The 13,363-nt window shown below is 29.3% G+C and carries 20 protein-coding genes; all 20 read right to left on the bottom strand.

Annotated elements, in window-relative coordinates:
* Nucleotides 1–161 precede the first annotated feature (161 nt).
* The gene (truA, locus tag AAHM84_RS05160) at nucleotides 162–899 is read right to left on the bottom strand and encodes a tRNA pseudouridine(38-40) synthase TruA (protein WP_342258822.1); all 738 of its coding nucleotides are present in this window, start codon (nucleotides 897–899) and stop codon (nucleotides 162–164) included.
* 9 nt (nucleotides 900–908) lie between these two features.
* Nucleotides 909–1,808: an energy-coupling factor transporter transmembrane component T gene (locus AAHM84_RS05155; protein WP_342258821.1), complete on the bottom strand. Its 900-nt coding sequence runs from the start codon at nucleotides 1,806–1,808 to the stop codon at nucleotides 909–911.
* Nucleotides 1,809–1,826: 18 nt separating this feature from the next.
* A complete protein-coding gene (locus tag AAHM84_RS05150; protein WP_425289580.1) occupies nucleotides 1,827–2,726 on the bottom strand; it encodes an energy-coupling factor transporter ATPase in 900 nt (299 codons plus the stop codon).
* Nucleotides 2,727–3,043: 317 nt separating this feature from the next.
* On the bottom strand, nucleotides 3,044–4,246 hold the full coding sequence (locus AAHM84_RS05145; RefSeq protein WP_342258819.1) for an energy-coupling factor transporter ATPase: 1,203 nt from the start codon (nucleotides 4,244–4,246) through the stop codon (nucleotides 3,044–3,046).
* Between the two features lie 101 nt (nucleotides 4,247–4,347).
* Nucleotides 4,348–5,154, bottom strand: a complete 807-nt coding sequence (locus tag AAHM84_RS05140) for a pyrroline-5-carboxylate reductase family protein (RefSeq protein WP_342258818.1) — start codon at nucleotides 5,152–5,154, stop codon at nucleotides 4,348–4,350.
* A 106-nt stretch (nucleotides 5,155–5,260) separates the two neighbouring features.
* Nucleotides 5,261–5,620, bottom strand: coding sequence for a 50S ribosomal protein L17 (gene rplQ / locus AAHM84_RS05135; protein WP_053946566.1), 360 nt, complete (start codon nucleotides 5,618–5,620; stop codon nucleotides 5,261–5,263).
* Between the two features lie 17 nt (nucleotides 5,621–5,637).
* Nucleotides 5,638–6,591, bottom strand: a complete 954-nt coding sequence (locus AAHM84_RS05130) for a DNA-directed RNA polymerase subunit alpha (protein ID WP_339033991.1) — start codon at nucleotides 6,589–6,591, stop codon at nucleotides 5,638–5,640.
* A 9-nt stretch (nucleotides 6,592–6,600) separates the two neighbouring features.
* A complete protein-coding gene (rpsK, locus tag AAHM84_RS05125; protein ID WP_339030141.1) occupies nucleotides 6,601–6,990 on the bottom strand; it encodes a 30S ribosomal protein S11 in 390 nt (129 codons plus the stop codon).
* A gap of 17 nt (nucleotides 6,991–7,007) precedes the next feature.
* Nucleotides 7,008–7,373, bottom strand: coding sequence for a 30S ribosomal protein S13 (gene rpsM / locus AAHM84_RS05120; RefSeq protein WP_339030139.1), 366 nt, complete (start codon nucleotides 7,371–7,373; stop codon nucleotides 7,008–7,010).
* A gap of 63 nt (nucleotides 7,374–7,436) precedes the next feature.
* Nucleotides 7,437–7,550 (bottom strand): 50S ribosomal protein L36, encoded by a 114-nt coding sequence (rpmJ, locus tag AAHM84_RS05115; protein WP_020834730.1) that lies wholly within the window; start codon nucleotides 7,548–7,550, stop codon nucleotides 7,437–7,439.
* 60 nt (nucleotides 7,551–7,610) lie between these two features.
* Nucleotides 7,611–7,838 carry a translation initiation factor IF-1 gene (infA, locus tag AAHM84_RS05110; RefSeq protein ID WP_053946570.1) on the bottom strand — a complete coding sequence of 76 codons (228 nt, stop codon included), beginning with the start codon at nucleotides 7,836–7,838 and terminating at the stop codon, nucleotides 7,611–7,613.
* Nucleotides 7,838–8,611 carry a type I methionyl aminopeptidase gene (map, locus tag AAHM84_RS05105; RefSeq protein ID WP_342258817.1) on the bottom strand — a complete coding sequence of 258 codons (774 nt, stop codon included), beginning with the start codon at nucleotides 8,609–8,611 and terminating at the stop codon, nucleotides 7,838–7,840. The genes infA and map overlap by 1 nt, the downstream gene beginning before the upstream one ends.
* Nucleotides 8,612–8,615: 4 nt before the next feature.
* Nucleotides 8,616–9,251, bottom strand: a complete 636-nt coding sequence (locus tag AAHM84_RS05100; RefSeq protein WP_342258816.1) for an adenylate kinase — start codon at nucleotides 9,249–9,251, stop codon at nucleotides 8,616–8,618.
* Between the two features lie 18 nt (nucleotides 9,252–9,269).
* Nucleotides 9,270–10,700, bottom strand: coding sequence for a preprotein translocase subunit SecY (gene secY, locus AAHM84_RS05095; RefSeq protein ID WP_342258815.1), 1,431 nt, complete (start codon nucleotides 10,698–10,700; stop codon nucleotides 9,270–9,272).
* Complete coding sequence (gene rplO, locus AAHM84_RS05090; protein WP_053946574.1) at nucleotides 10,701–11,138, bottom strand: 50S ribosomal protein L15; 438 nt, start codon at nucleotides 11,136–11,138, stop codon at nucleotides 10,701–10,703. It lies immediately after the preceding gene.
* A gap of 16 nt (nucleotides 11,139–11,154) precedes the next feature.
* Nucleotides 11,155–11,805 carry a 30S ribosomal protein S5 gene (rpsE, locus tag AAHM84_RS05085; protein ID WP_342258814.1) on the bottom strand — a complete coding sequence of 217 codons (651 nt, stop codon included), beginning with the start codon at nucleotides 11,803–11,805 and terminating at the stop codon, nucleotides 11,155–11,157.
* Between the two features lie 17 nt (nucleotides 11,806–11,822).
* On the bottom strand, nucleotides 11,823–12,173 hold the full coding sequence (gene rplR / locus AAHM84_RS05080) for a 50S ribosomal protein L18 (protein ID WP_339030127.1): 351 nt from the start codon (nucleotides 12,171–12,173) through the stop codon (nucleotides 11,823–11,825).
* A gap of 23 nt (nucleotides 12,174–12,196) precedes the next feature.
* Nucleotides 12,197–12,739: a 50S ribosomal protein L6 gene (gene rplF, locus AAHM84_RS05075; RefSeq protein WP_342258813.1), complete on the bottom strand. Its 543-nt coding sequence runs from the start codon at nucleotides 12,737–12,739 to the stop codon at nucleotides 12,197–12,199.
* Between the two features lie 16 nt (nucleotides 12,740–12,755).
* A complete protein-coding gene (gene rpsH, locus AAHM84_RS05070) occupies nucleotides 12,756–13,145 on the bottom strand; it encodes a 30S ribosomal protein S8 (RefSeq protein ID WP_342258812.1) in 390 nt (129 codons plus the stop codon).
* Nucleotides 13,146–13,163: 18 nt separating this feature from the next.
* On the bottom strand, nucleotides 13,164–13,349 hold the full coding sequence (locus AAHM84_RS05065) for a type Z 30S ribosomal protein S14 (protein ID WP_053946578.1): 186 nt from the start codon (nucleotides 13,347–13,349) through the stop codon (nucleotides 13,164–13,166).
* Between the last annotated feature and the right edge of the window lie 14 nt (nucleotides 13,350–13,363).

Here is a 13,363-nt window from a genome sequence, read left to right as displayed (position 1 = left end):
ATTTTAGTCGGCTTACTGTAAAAGAAATTTATTACATACCTTTTCCTTCTTGTTAAGAAAACTTATTCAAAAAAGATAAACTAATAAATAACTATTACTCATTTTTTGGTGTATTTAAGTTCACAATAACCGACCTAAATAAATAATACCTTAAAAAGCAGTTAATAAATAATCTTTTTTAAAATAAGTCCTTCAGGATTTGCAATATATGGCATTTTTTCTTCTTTTAGTTCTAAAACATTTATAATTTTTTCTAAGCTAATTTTGTTTAAACTGTAAGCTATGCAAGCCCCTATAATCATTCGAATTTGATATCTAATGAAGCCCTTTGCTTTAAAAGTGATTAAAAATAAATCATTATTCAAATGACATTCAATTGAGTTAATTTTTCTTTTTGTTTTAATTAAATCTATTTCATTAGTCTTTAAACCTGAGAAATTTAAAAAATCATGATTACCTACAAAAATATTCAAGGCCTCTTTTAATTTTAAAATATTTAATGAATTCTTCGGTAAAAAATAATATCTATTTTCAAAAACATTATTTTTTCCTAAGTTTATTTTGTATTCATAAATTTTTTCTTTACAGTTTCTAACTCTAAATTCCTTACTTATGGGAATCATATCTTTTACTTGAATACCCAAAGTTAAACTTCTGTTTAAGGCCTTTAAAAAACCATCAATATTTGGCCTAAAGTTTAATTCTACTCATGCCTTTTGATCATTTGCATGAACTCCTGAATCAGTCTTTGAAGCTCCAACTATTCTAAATATAGAGTTTTTAGCTACTTTTGCTATAGATTTTTCAATTTCACCTTGAATAGTTAATTGTCTATTTTGCTTAGCTCAACCACAAAAATCAGTTCCATCGTACTCAATAGTTAATAAATAATAATACATTGTTACTTATTAAGAAAATAGAATTGTATCAATTCTAGGAATTTGTACCATATTTTGAAATGAACTGATATTTATATAACAAATAAGAGTTGCAAATACACCCATTCCAACAGTAAAGATAATAACATCTAAAAATCTAAATTTTACTTGTCTATATCTTGTTCTTTTGGCATGAGGATCATATCCTCTTGAGTCCATTGCATAAGCTAAATCCTCAGCTTTTTGAAAAGCTGATACCAATAAAGGAATAATTAAAGAGGTCATTGATTTAGCCTTATCAATTAATTTTCCATTCTTAAAGTCAATTCCCCTTGAAGATTGGGCTTTCATAATTCTTCCTGCTTCATCAATTAAAGTTGGAATCATTCTTAAAGCGATTGAAATAATTGTTGAAAAAATATATACAGGTATCCCAACTAATTTTAAAGGTCATAATAAATCTTCAATTGCTAATGTTAATTCTAAAGGCTGTGTTGTACCTGTTAAAATTGTAGTTAAAGTAATCATTAAAAATATTCTAATTGTCATATATAAAGCTGAATATAAAGCTTTTTCTGAAAGACAAATTGCTTTTCATTTATAAATATAACCATAAGCATAAGCACCTGTATCATGTACCCCATTTGCTAGATCTTCAAAACCTTTTGGCTTTAACATAAATATATTAATTAAAATTAAGACCAAAAATATAAATATTATTGGAAAAAATAACTTAACTAACATCTTGAAGCTTAATTTACTTATAATATACATCATAAAAATAAAAGCTGCTGTAAATACAAAACCTGTATAGCCAATAGGCAAAAATACAACAACAATTAATGAAATAATCATAAATAGTTTCAATCTTGGATCCATTTTATGAATTATTGAATTATAGGGCATATACCTACCAAATACCATTCTCATTATTGAATTTCTCCTTACCTATTTTCTTTTAGCTTTAACAGCTAATTTTATTGCCTTTGCAAGTTCTTCAACTGATCTAAACTCAGTTTTTGTAACATCAAGACCTGCTTTTTTTAATTTATGAGCAAGTTTGTATAATTTTGGTGGCTCTATTTCAATTTCTTCTAATAACTTATTATTAGAGAAAATTTCAAATGGAGTTCCCTTTGAAATAACTTTACCTTTATGCATAACAATTACTTGATCTGCAATTTGTAAAACATGATCCATATTATGAGTTACAATAATAATTCTCTTATTTTTTTCTTTATTTAATTTATTAAATAAATTCATAAAGTCTTCTTCACCTTGAGGATCTAAACCCCCTGTTGGTTCATCAAGAACAAGTGTATTTCCATCCATTGCAACAATTCCTGCAATAGCAACCCTACGTTTTTGACCACCACTTAAATCAAATGGACTTCTTTTAGCATAATCTACTGGTAGATCTACCATCTTTAATAATTCAGGAACTTTTTCAAAACTTTCTTTTTTATTTGCGCCTAGATTAATTGGTCCAAAGGAAATATCTTTTTCTATTGTATCTTGAAATAATTGATACTCTGGGAATTGGAATACCAATCCTACTTCCCTTCTTAATTCCTTAACCTGTTTAATTTTTTTAGTAGATGCAGGAATTTGAAAGTCTCCAATTTTTGTTCGTCCCGTTTCAGTTACTAATAATCCATTAGTTAATTGTATTAAAGTAGATTTACCACTACCTGTCATACCAATTACTGCTGTAATTTTTCTCTCTTCAATAATTAAATCAGTTCCATTTAAAGCTCTAAATTCGAATGGAGAGTTTTTACTATATGTATAAGCTACTGACTCAAATTTAATTTCTCCATTAAAATCTCATTTTGGTTGACTTACCATCTTAAGTTTTCTTTTAAATTCCTTCTTAACTAAAGAGTCTTTTTTTGGTTGACTTAGATATCACTCCTTAACTTCCTTAATTCTTTGAGGCATTAATTCTTTATCCTTTTTTATATCCGCTTTGATTTCTTTTTGATATTGGATTTGATTCTTTTTATCTTCTTTAATTAATTTTTTTACTTCTTTGTGTCTTTTTTTTCTGCTTTTATTATCATGCTTTTGCTTCTCATTTAATTCTTTCAAATGAATTTTATATTCAACTTTATTTTCTTTTTTCTCCGCTAAAGCCTTTGCTTTTTGTTCTGGTGACATTCTTTTTATTTGAGACATATATTTTTCACCAACTCTTCCAAATTTGCACTTCCAGAGATTTTAAGCCCCTCGTTTTGCAAAGCCTCTTCAATTTGAGCTACAAAAGGAATATCTAAATGAATAGATCTCAAGAATTCTTTTTCAGATAGTATTTCCTTTGGTGAACCAAATTTAACTAATTCGCCTTTATTCATAACCATAACTTTATCAGCGTTTAAAATTTCATCCATATCATGAGTAATAGAAAAAATTGTTTTTTCTCTTGTGTTTTTTAATTCTACCATAATTTCTTTTACTTCATTTTTTCCTTTTGGATCTAACATACTTGTTGCTTCATCAAAAATTAATATATCCGGAGATAAAGCTAAAGCAGACGCAATTGCAACTCTTTGTTTTTGACCACCACTAAGCATTAAAGGTTCGTGATCTAAGAATTCTTCCATTCTTACTTTTTTAGCAGATTTCATAATAATATCTGCCATTTTAGAAGGGTCAATTCTTCTATTTTCTAATCCAAATGCAATGTCATCTCTTACAGTAGAACCAATAAATTGATTATCTGGATTTTGAAAGACAATACCTAAAAATTTACGAATCATATTTATATTATTTCTTGTAACTTTATTTCCATATACTTCAATAGAACCTACTGTTGGTTGTAAAACCCCAATAATAATTTTTGAAAGTGTAGATTTACCACTACCATTATGCCCAATAATAGCGACATAATCTCCATGCTTAATTTCAACACTAACTCCATTAACTGCAAAAGGATGTCCTTCTCTATATCTAAACTTAATTTTTTCAAGTTTTAAAGCTGTATCAGATAACTTTGAAAGTAATCCTCCATGACCTCTGTCTTTAATAGCTATTTTTGATTCTTTATATAAAAAGACTGCTAACTTATACTCTTCAAATAATTTTCAATATTCTTTTGAGTTTTTAGAGGCTTTTTTTAATTCTTGCTTTGCTTTTATTACATTGTCAAAAAAGAAGCTATTATCAGAAACTTCCTTAAATTCTTTTTTTATTATTTTGTACTCATTTTCAGTTGCCTTAACAAAATCCATATCAACTTCACGTCTAGAAAACTTACTTCTTGCAATAATCATTTTTTGACTTGCTCGAATTAACTTATCATTATGTTCATTTAGTTTAAGCCTGAATTCATTTAATTTTTCAGTTGCATTTAAATTGTTGCTTGACATAGTATTACCTCTCATACATTTATTATTATATCAAATATAAATATTTAAACATTATTAGATTATAAAAAATATAATTTAGTAATATTTAAGCAGACAGATTTTTATTTAATTGGTTTAGAATATTTGTCTGCTTGTTGAAGACATTTTTTTATAATTTCTTCAAACTTATAATCTTGTAAAACTTTTTGACCTTCAATTGTTGAGCCGTTAGGAACGCAAATACTGTCAATCATTTCTTTTAATTCCATCTGTGAATTGGCAGCATTGTTAATACTTCCAATTATTGACTGTTCAACAATTCTAAAGACTTTTTCCTTTTCAATGCCCTTTTCAATGCCATAATCTGTAATTGCCTTAAAAAAAGTAAATACATAAGCTGGCAGACAACCAGAAATTGCTGTGAAAGTAGCAAAGTTTTTTTCTTCAATTAACTCTACAATACCACAACTTTCAAACATTTTAATAACAAAGTCTAATTCTTCTTTTGCAGCATTATTATATGCAATAGCTGTCACTGATTTCTGTATTGAAGCATTCATATTTGGCATTATTCTTATAATTTTTAAATTTTTCTGCTTTTTAAATTTTAACTTAATTTCTTCTATTTCTATAGCATTAACCATTGAAATAATAGTTTTATTTTTTAAGTCTAAACCATTTAAATTTTGACATAATTTATCAAAATCCATTGGCCTAACAGCAAAAATAATATAGTTTATATTTTTTGATACTATTTCTTCTAAATTATTTAATGAATTAGCACCTTTTACAGATTTTATTACATTGTCTTCTAAGTTTTTAAATGTATCATAACCATAAATTTTTGCCTTAATTTGCTCATTTTTAAACACTCCTTTAAGCAAAGATGACCCCATATGACCTAAACCAATAAATAAAACATTGTTCATAATCTTGCCTCCTCATATATTATAAATCTTTTTATAATAGTGTATTAAAAGAAAAACAAATTAATAAAAAAAGATCCTTTTGGGAACTTTTTTTTATTATAAATAATTAAACTAACTCTATGATACACATTGGTGCATTATCACCACGACGGTTATCCAATTTAAGAATTCTTGTATAACCACCTTCTCTTGTTTTAAACCTTTTTGCAATTGTTGAAAACAGTTTTTGTAATGCAGTTTCCTTTTCAGAAGCATCAACATGTCTTAATCAAGCAGCAGCTTGTCTACGAGCATGTAAGTCACCTCTTTTACCAAGTGTAACCATTTTGTCAAAGTGTTGTCTTAATTCTTTAGCTCTAGTTTCAGTAATTTCTAATCTTTCTGAAATTATTAGCTCTGTAGTTAAGTTTCTCATTAAAGCAACTCTTCAAGCAGTGTTTTTACCTCTTTTTTGAATATATGACATATAACTACACCTTCCTTCTAGTCTTGTTTAAAAGTTAATCCTAATTGAACAACTTTATCTTTAATTTCTTTTAATGATTTTCTACCCAAGTTTCTGATTTCTTGAATATCATCTTCAGTACGAGAAACTAAGTCACGTAATGAATTGATGCTTGCTCTTTTTAAACAATTTAAACTTCTTTGTGTAAAGTCTAAATCTTCAATTAAACGATCTAATTCTTTTTCATCTTCTTCATTTGTTGCCCCAATTACATTTAATTCGTTAATTTCATCATTTAAATTTACAAAGAATTGTAAGTGTTCAACTAATATTTTTGCAGCTGTTGCAACTGCATCACTTGCAGTAACAGTTCCATCAGTTTCAACTTCTAAAACAAGTTTTTCTAAATCTACTGATTTTCCAATTTTTGTTGCATCTACATGATATGCAACTTTAACAATTGGAGAATAATTTGAATCGATTGTAATTGCATCTGCAACTAATTTTTCTTTTTTATTATCTTTAAATGATCTATAACCTCTTGAGTTTTTTGCAAATAAAGTTAAATCTAAAACTCCACCATCTGCAATTGTACATATGTGTAATTCTGGATTCATAACTTCAACTCCAGTAGGTAAACTAATATCTCCTGCAGTTATTTTTCCAACTCTTGTAGAACTAACTTTTAATTCAACAAACTCTTCATCTTCAAATATTTTTGAATCTATTTTTAAAGCTAATTTTTTTAGATTTAAAATAATTCTACTTACATTTTCAACAATTCCATTTATTGATGTAAATTCATGGGCTGCACCTACAATTTTAATTGCATAAACAGCAGCTCCTGGTGTTGAAGAAATTAATGTTCTTCTAATTGCATTACCAAGAGTTGTTCCAAATCCTCTTTCAAGAGGTTCAACTTTAAATTCCCCATAGTTTCTGTTTTTCTCTTCTTTTAATAATTTAAATTCTGGTCTTGAAAATTGTTTCATATTCTTTTATTAACCTCTCGGGCGTTTACGTGGACGCACTCCATTGTGGGGAATTGGTGTTGTATCTTTAATTGAAGTTATTTCTAATCCGATACCCTGTAAACTTCTAACAGCAGCATCTCTTCCTGGGCCTGGACCTTTTACTTCAACAGCAATAGATTTAACTCCATTGTCCATTGCCCCTTTACCAGCAGCTTCAGCGATTAACTGAGCAGCATAAGGTGTTGATTTTTTACTTCCTCTAAATCCCATTACTCCAGCACTTGATCAAGCTATAACATTACCTTTTTCATCTGAAACAGTTACGATTGTATTGTTGAATGTTGAGTGAACGTGAGCTATACCTTTAGCAATATTCTTTTTAACTTTTTTCTTATTGTTTTGTTTATTATTTGCCATAGTTTATACCTCTCTAACTATTTTTTCTTATTAGCTACAGTTTTTCGAGGACCTTTTCTCGTACGTGCATTTGTCTTAGTTGACTGTCCACGAACAGTAAGTCCTTTTCTGTGTCTCATTCCTCTGTAACATCCAATTTCCATTAAACGTTTAATGTTTAATGCTGTTTCTCTTCTTAAATCTCCTTCAGTTTTTACTTTAGAAATTTCTTGAGAGATTGATTTAATATTCTCTTCTGATAAGTCTTTAACTCTTGTATCTTCGCTTACTTTTGTAGCCTCAAGGATTTTTTGTGAAGTTGTTAAACCAATACCATAAATATAAGTTAGAGCAATAACTACTCTTTTTTCATTAGGTATTTCTACCCCATTTATACGAGCCATTATTAATTTCCTTTCTAATAAGATTAACCTTTTTTATTTTATTAATAAATATTAATAAAATAATTAACCTTGTCGTTGTTTATGTTTTGGTTGTTCACAAATAATCATTACACGGCCTTTACGTCTTATTACACGACACTTGTCGCAAATTTTTTTGACAGATGATCTTACTTTCATCTTTTCTAACCTCCTGATTTTGTGTACTTAATTTATATTTACATTGTTGATTGAAATTACTTATTTACCATTTTTAAAACGATATGTAATTCTTCCACGTGTTGGGTCATATGGTGAAATTGCAACAGTAACTTTATCTCCTGGTAAGATGCGAATGTAATTCATTCGGATTTTACCAGACACGTGGGCGTCTATAACTATTTCATTTTCTAATTTCACCTTAAAAGTAGCATTCGGTAGTACCTCTAAAACGGTACCATCCACTTCTAAATAATCTTCTTTTGCCATTATTCTGTTTCCTCCTTGGTTTTAAATAAAGTTAATACCTCTGGATCTCCTTCAGTGATCAAAATAGTATGTTCAAAGTGGGCAGTCATGCTACCATCTTTTGATGACACTGTTCAATCATCATCAGCCACAATAGTTTTATCTGTTCCTATTTGAACCATGGGCTCAATACAAATAGCCATTCCTGGAACTAATCTCATTCCAGTATTTTCTATTCCTACATTAGGAACAAAGGGATCTTCATGCATTTCCAATCCAATACCATGTCCTGAATAATCTGTTGGCAAATGATAACCATTTTCTTCAATAAATTTTTGAACAGTAGAAGAAATAGTTCCGATGCGTACACCAGCTCTTACCTGCTCAATTGCCAAGTATAGTGACTTTTCAGTCAACTCTATTAGTTTATCATACTTTTTATCTTTTGAGTTACCACAAATTGCAGTTATTGCTGCATCTGCATGATATTTTTCAAAAACACATCCTGCATCAATTGATACAATATCTCCATCTTTTAATATTCTATTTCTAGGTATTCCATGAATTAATTGTTCATTAATTGATATACATATATGTGCGGGAAATCCACCATAACCTTTAAAATTACTTGTACAACCTTTTTGTGTAATAAAATCTATAAAAAATTTATCTAATTCCAAACAATTAATGCCTGGCTTAATCATTTTTTTTAGCTCTTGTAAGGCTTCTCCAAGAACTTTTCCAGCATATCTCATTTTTTCAATTTGTTCAGCATTTTTAATTGTAATAGCCATTTTATTAAAAACCCAGAACTTTTTCTACTCTAATATAAAGCTCTTCAGGTGAACAATTATCAGCATCAATTTTAATTATTTTCTCTTTATAAAATTTTATTAATGGAGCTGTTTGATTATGATATGCTTCTAATCTTATTTTTATTTTATCTTCTTGATCATCAGGGCGCACAATTAAAGCTCCATTATCAAAATCACAAATTCCTTCTTTTAAAGGTTTTCTAGTTATTCTATGATAACTTCTTTTGCAAATTTGACAAATCATTCTTCCTGTTAAACGACCCATTAAAGTGCTTTCATCAATATCTAAGTAAACGACTTGATCAATTTTTTCATCTAATTTTTCTAACATTTTGTCCAAAGCTAAAGCTTGATCATCTGTTCTTGGAAAACCATCAAAAATTAAATCCTGTTTTTTAACTTTAAGATATTTTTCAACCATTGAGTTTGTTATTGAATCTGGAACTAACTTTCCCTTATTTATAAACTCTTGAGCTTTTAAACCTAATTCAGTTTTATTTAAAATATTATCTCTAAATAAATCACCAGTTGAAAGTTGTGTAAAAGCCTTTTTCTCACAAAGAAACTCTGAAAGAGTTCCTTTGCCACTACCTGGAGCACCAAGTAAAATTATATTCATAATTGCTATTTCTCCTTATTATCAAATATGTGAATTATAGGCAGATTCATTTTCACTAAATTTATCTTGTTTTTTATCCAAGAATGATTGTTGAATCAATCTACCTTTTAATTGCTGAACAGTTTGAATTGCAACTGATATTACAATTATTAAACCGGTTCCCCCAATAGCTAAGTGAGATGGTAAAGCTGTAATTTTTGAAATTACATAAGGAAGAACTGCAATTCCTGCAAGGAATAATGCTCCAATAATACTTAATCTATTAATTACCCCTGATAAAAATTTTTCAGTTTCTTTTCCAGGTTTAATTCCTGGAATAAATGTCCCAGATTTTTTAAAGTTTTCTGTAATTTTTTCAGGATTAATTTGTACTTGTGCATAAAGGAAAGTAAATAGAATTGTTAATATTCCATAAATTGCAATTCCTCACCAAGTACCAAATGATAAGTAATTTTGTGTAAACAACACAAAACCATTATTTGGGTTTGTAGCTGCAATAATTTGAGCAACTGTCATTGGTGTTGAAATTATAGCTGAGGCAAAAATAACTGGAATAACCCCTGCATTATTTAATTTCAATGGTAGATATGGCGTGTGATCTTTTGTATCAACTAATCCCGCACCTGTTTGTTGAATTGGAATTTTTCTTTCAGCTTCATTCATTAAAACAACAACAAAAATAACTAATAAGAACGAAATAATATATATTAGGAATTTCAATAATCCATCAAATAGAATTGTTGATTCTCCTTTTACTTCAACTCAGAATTTAAATGTGTTTGTAAAGTTATTTGGCATTTGTGAAACAATACCTGTAAAAATAATAATTGAAACCCCATTACCAATACCTTTAATTGTTATTTGATCTGAAATTCATAACATTAAGAATGTTCCACCAAGCATTACTGTTGGCACTAATATGTAATAAAATCATGCAGGTCCAGTGCCTTGTGCATTTGTACCTCATTTAGCATCAATTAACCCTTGACTTGTTAACGTAAAGATTGTAGCTACAGATTGCATTAATGCAAACGGAATTGCTAATAACTTGGTTAACCTATCTAATTTTCTTCTTCCTCTTTCACCAGATTTACTTCATCTTGTTAAAACAGGAATAACATCAGTTGAAAGCAATTGAACAATAATTGAGGCAGTAATATAAGGTGAAACACCTAAAGCCAATATTGAGAATTGTCCAATACTTCCCCCCCCTAAAGTTGATAGCAATTGGAAAAAGTCTTGATTTCCAACTGATTCTTTAAAGTTTGCTGAAACTTGAACTCCAGGAACTGTTAATAAAGTTCCCATTCTAATTATTATTAATACTATTAAAGTAAAAACGATTCGTTTAACAAGGTCTTTGTTTCTAACAAAGAAGCCACCTTTAGCGAATTCGTTTTTATATTTAGTTTTTTTAGCCTTTTTAGTTTTATTAACTTTAGCAGCCACCTAAATCACCTCTATAGTACCACCAGCAGCTTTGATTAACTCTTCAGCGCTTTTTGATACTTTATTTACTTTAACTTTTATTGACTTAGTAATTTTACCATTTCCTAGTACTTTTACTAATGTTTTTTCATTTTTAATAATTTTTTTCTCCATTAAAGTTTTGTGATTTACCTCAGTTAACCCTAATGTTTCTAATTTATCTAAATTAATTAATACAAACTCTTTTCTGTTTAAGCTTGTAAAACCTATTTTAGGTAATCTTCTGAATAAAGGAGTTTGTCCACCTTCAAATCCAGGTCTTACCCCTCCACCAGAACGTGAATTTTGACCTTTATGTCCTCTAGTTGATGTTTTACCTTTACCAGAAGCCATACCACGACCAACACGTGTTGAGTCTTTTTTACTTCCTGGTGTAGATTTTAATTCATGTAATTTCATAAATAATTACTCCTTCTTAAGCTATTGTAGCTTCTTTAGTTTCTTTTTTAACTTCAACTTGAGTTCCACGTAATCTTGCAATTTGTTCTGGTGTTTGCATTTGTTGTAAACCTTCTAATGTAGCTCTTATCATATTGATAGGTGTATTTGATCCCAATGATTTTGTATAGATATCTGAAATTCCAGCTAATTCAACAACAGCACGAACTGGACCACCAGCAATAACTCCTGTACCTTTTCTTGCAGGCTTAATCATAACTTTTCCAGCACCATAATGTCCCATAACATCATGAGGTACTGTAGAACCTGCTAATGGAATTCTAATTAAAGATTTTCTTGCTTCTTTAATAGCTTTCTTAATTGCATCTGGTACTTCGTTAGCTTTTCCTGTTCCTAACCCAACTCTACCTTTTTTATCACCAATAACTACAACTGCTGCAAATCTGAATCTACGTCCACCTTTTGTAACTTTTGTAACACGGTTGATAGTAACAACTCTTTCTTCATAAGGGTTGTCTTCTCTGTTTCTGTTGAATTTTGGATCTCTTCTTTGTCCGTTAGGTCTATTGTTATTGTTATTGTTTGGTCTAGTTTCTCTTTTGTCTTGGTTGCTTGAATCTACTTTTGGAGTTGATTCAGTTTTAACAACTTTTGTTTCTTCTGTCATTTTTTCTTAATCTCCTTCTAGAATTTCATACCATTTTCTTTTGCAGATTCTGCAAAAGCTTTTACTTTACCATGGAATAAATATCCACCTCTATCAAATACTACATTAGTTATTTTTTTACTTTTTGCTTTTTCAGCAATATCTTTTCCCACAGCTTTAGCTGCATCAACGTTACGTCCGTTTTTAAATCCCATTTTTATTGAAGATGATGATACTAATGTAACACCACTTGCATCATCAATTATTTGAGCATAGAAGTATGAGTTTGATTTAAATACATTTAATCTTGGTTTAGCACTAGTTCCAGACACTTTATTTCTTACTCGATAGTGTCTTCTTTTTCTAGCTTCTGCTTTAGTGTATTTCATATTTACTTCTCCTTAGCAACAGCCTACTTACCAGCTGCTTTACCTTCTTTTCTAATGATTTTTTCATTTTTGTATTTAACACCCTTACCTTTATAAGGTTCTGGTCTTCTATATGCTCTAATATTTGCTGCTACTTCTCCAACTAATTGTTTATCAATTCCTGATATTTTAATTTCTGTTGGTTTTGGGATTTCTACTAAAATTCCCTTTGGAACTTCGTATTCTACAGGGTGTGAAAACCCTAATGATAAGTTGATTTTATTGCCAGCTAATGCTGCACGATAACCAACCCCAACAATTTCAAGTTCTTTTACAAATCCTTCACTAACTCCAGTTAACATTCCTTTAATTAATGAGTTTGTAGTTCCATGTAATTGTTTTGTGTGTTTTTGTTCGTTTTTTCTAAGAGTTTGTAATTCACTACCTTCAACTTTAATTTCAATTAAAGGGCTGAAAGTTTGAATTAATTCACCTTTTGATCCTTTTATAGTTACAACGTTATTTGTTTCAACTTTAACCTCTACTCCGGCGGGAATACTTAATACTCTGTTTCCTATACGTGACATATATTAATTCCTCTCCTTATCAAACAAATGCTAGAACCTCTCCACCAATGTTTTGGTGACGAGCTTCCTTATCTGTCATAATTCCGTTTGAAGTTGAAACTATTGCAATACCCAAACCGTTTAATACTTGAGGTAAGTCATGAGAATTTGAGTAAACTCTTAATCCTGGTTTTGAAATTCTTTTTAATCCTTTAATAACTCTAATTTTTCCCTTGTATTTTAAACTTATAGTAATGTCTTTCTTAAAGTCATCTGCAACTTTGAAGTCTTCGATGAAACCTTCTTTTTTAAGAATGTTTGCTATTTCTAATTTTACTTTGCTTCCTGGAATTAGAACGTCTTTGTGAAAACGTTGGTTTGCATTTCTAATTCTAGTAAGCATATCTGCGATTACATCTGTTGTCATAATTTCTTTTTCCTTTCACTATCATGAAGCTTTCTTAATACCAGGGATTTGACCTTTGTATGCTAAATCTCTGAAGCATACACGGCATAGATTAAATTTTTTCAAAACTGAATGTGGTCTACCACAATTTCCACAACGTGTGTATTCTCTAACTTTGAATTTTTGGACTTTTGCTTGTTTTACTTTTAATGATTTTTTTGCCATTTTATCCTATTCTC

Origin of the sequence: Spiroplasma endosymbiont of Dioctria linearis, from assembly GCF_964030865.1 — a bacterium.
Taxonomy (GTDB): domain Bacteria; phylum Bacillota_I; class Bacilli_A; order Mycoplasmatales; family Mycoplasmataceae; genus Spiroplasma_A.
The sequence above is the reverse complement of the archived record's forward strand: the minus strand, read 5'-3'. Positions and strand labels throughout refer to the sequence as shown.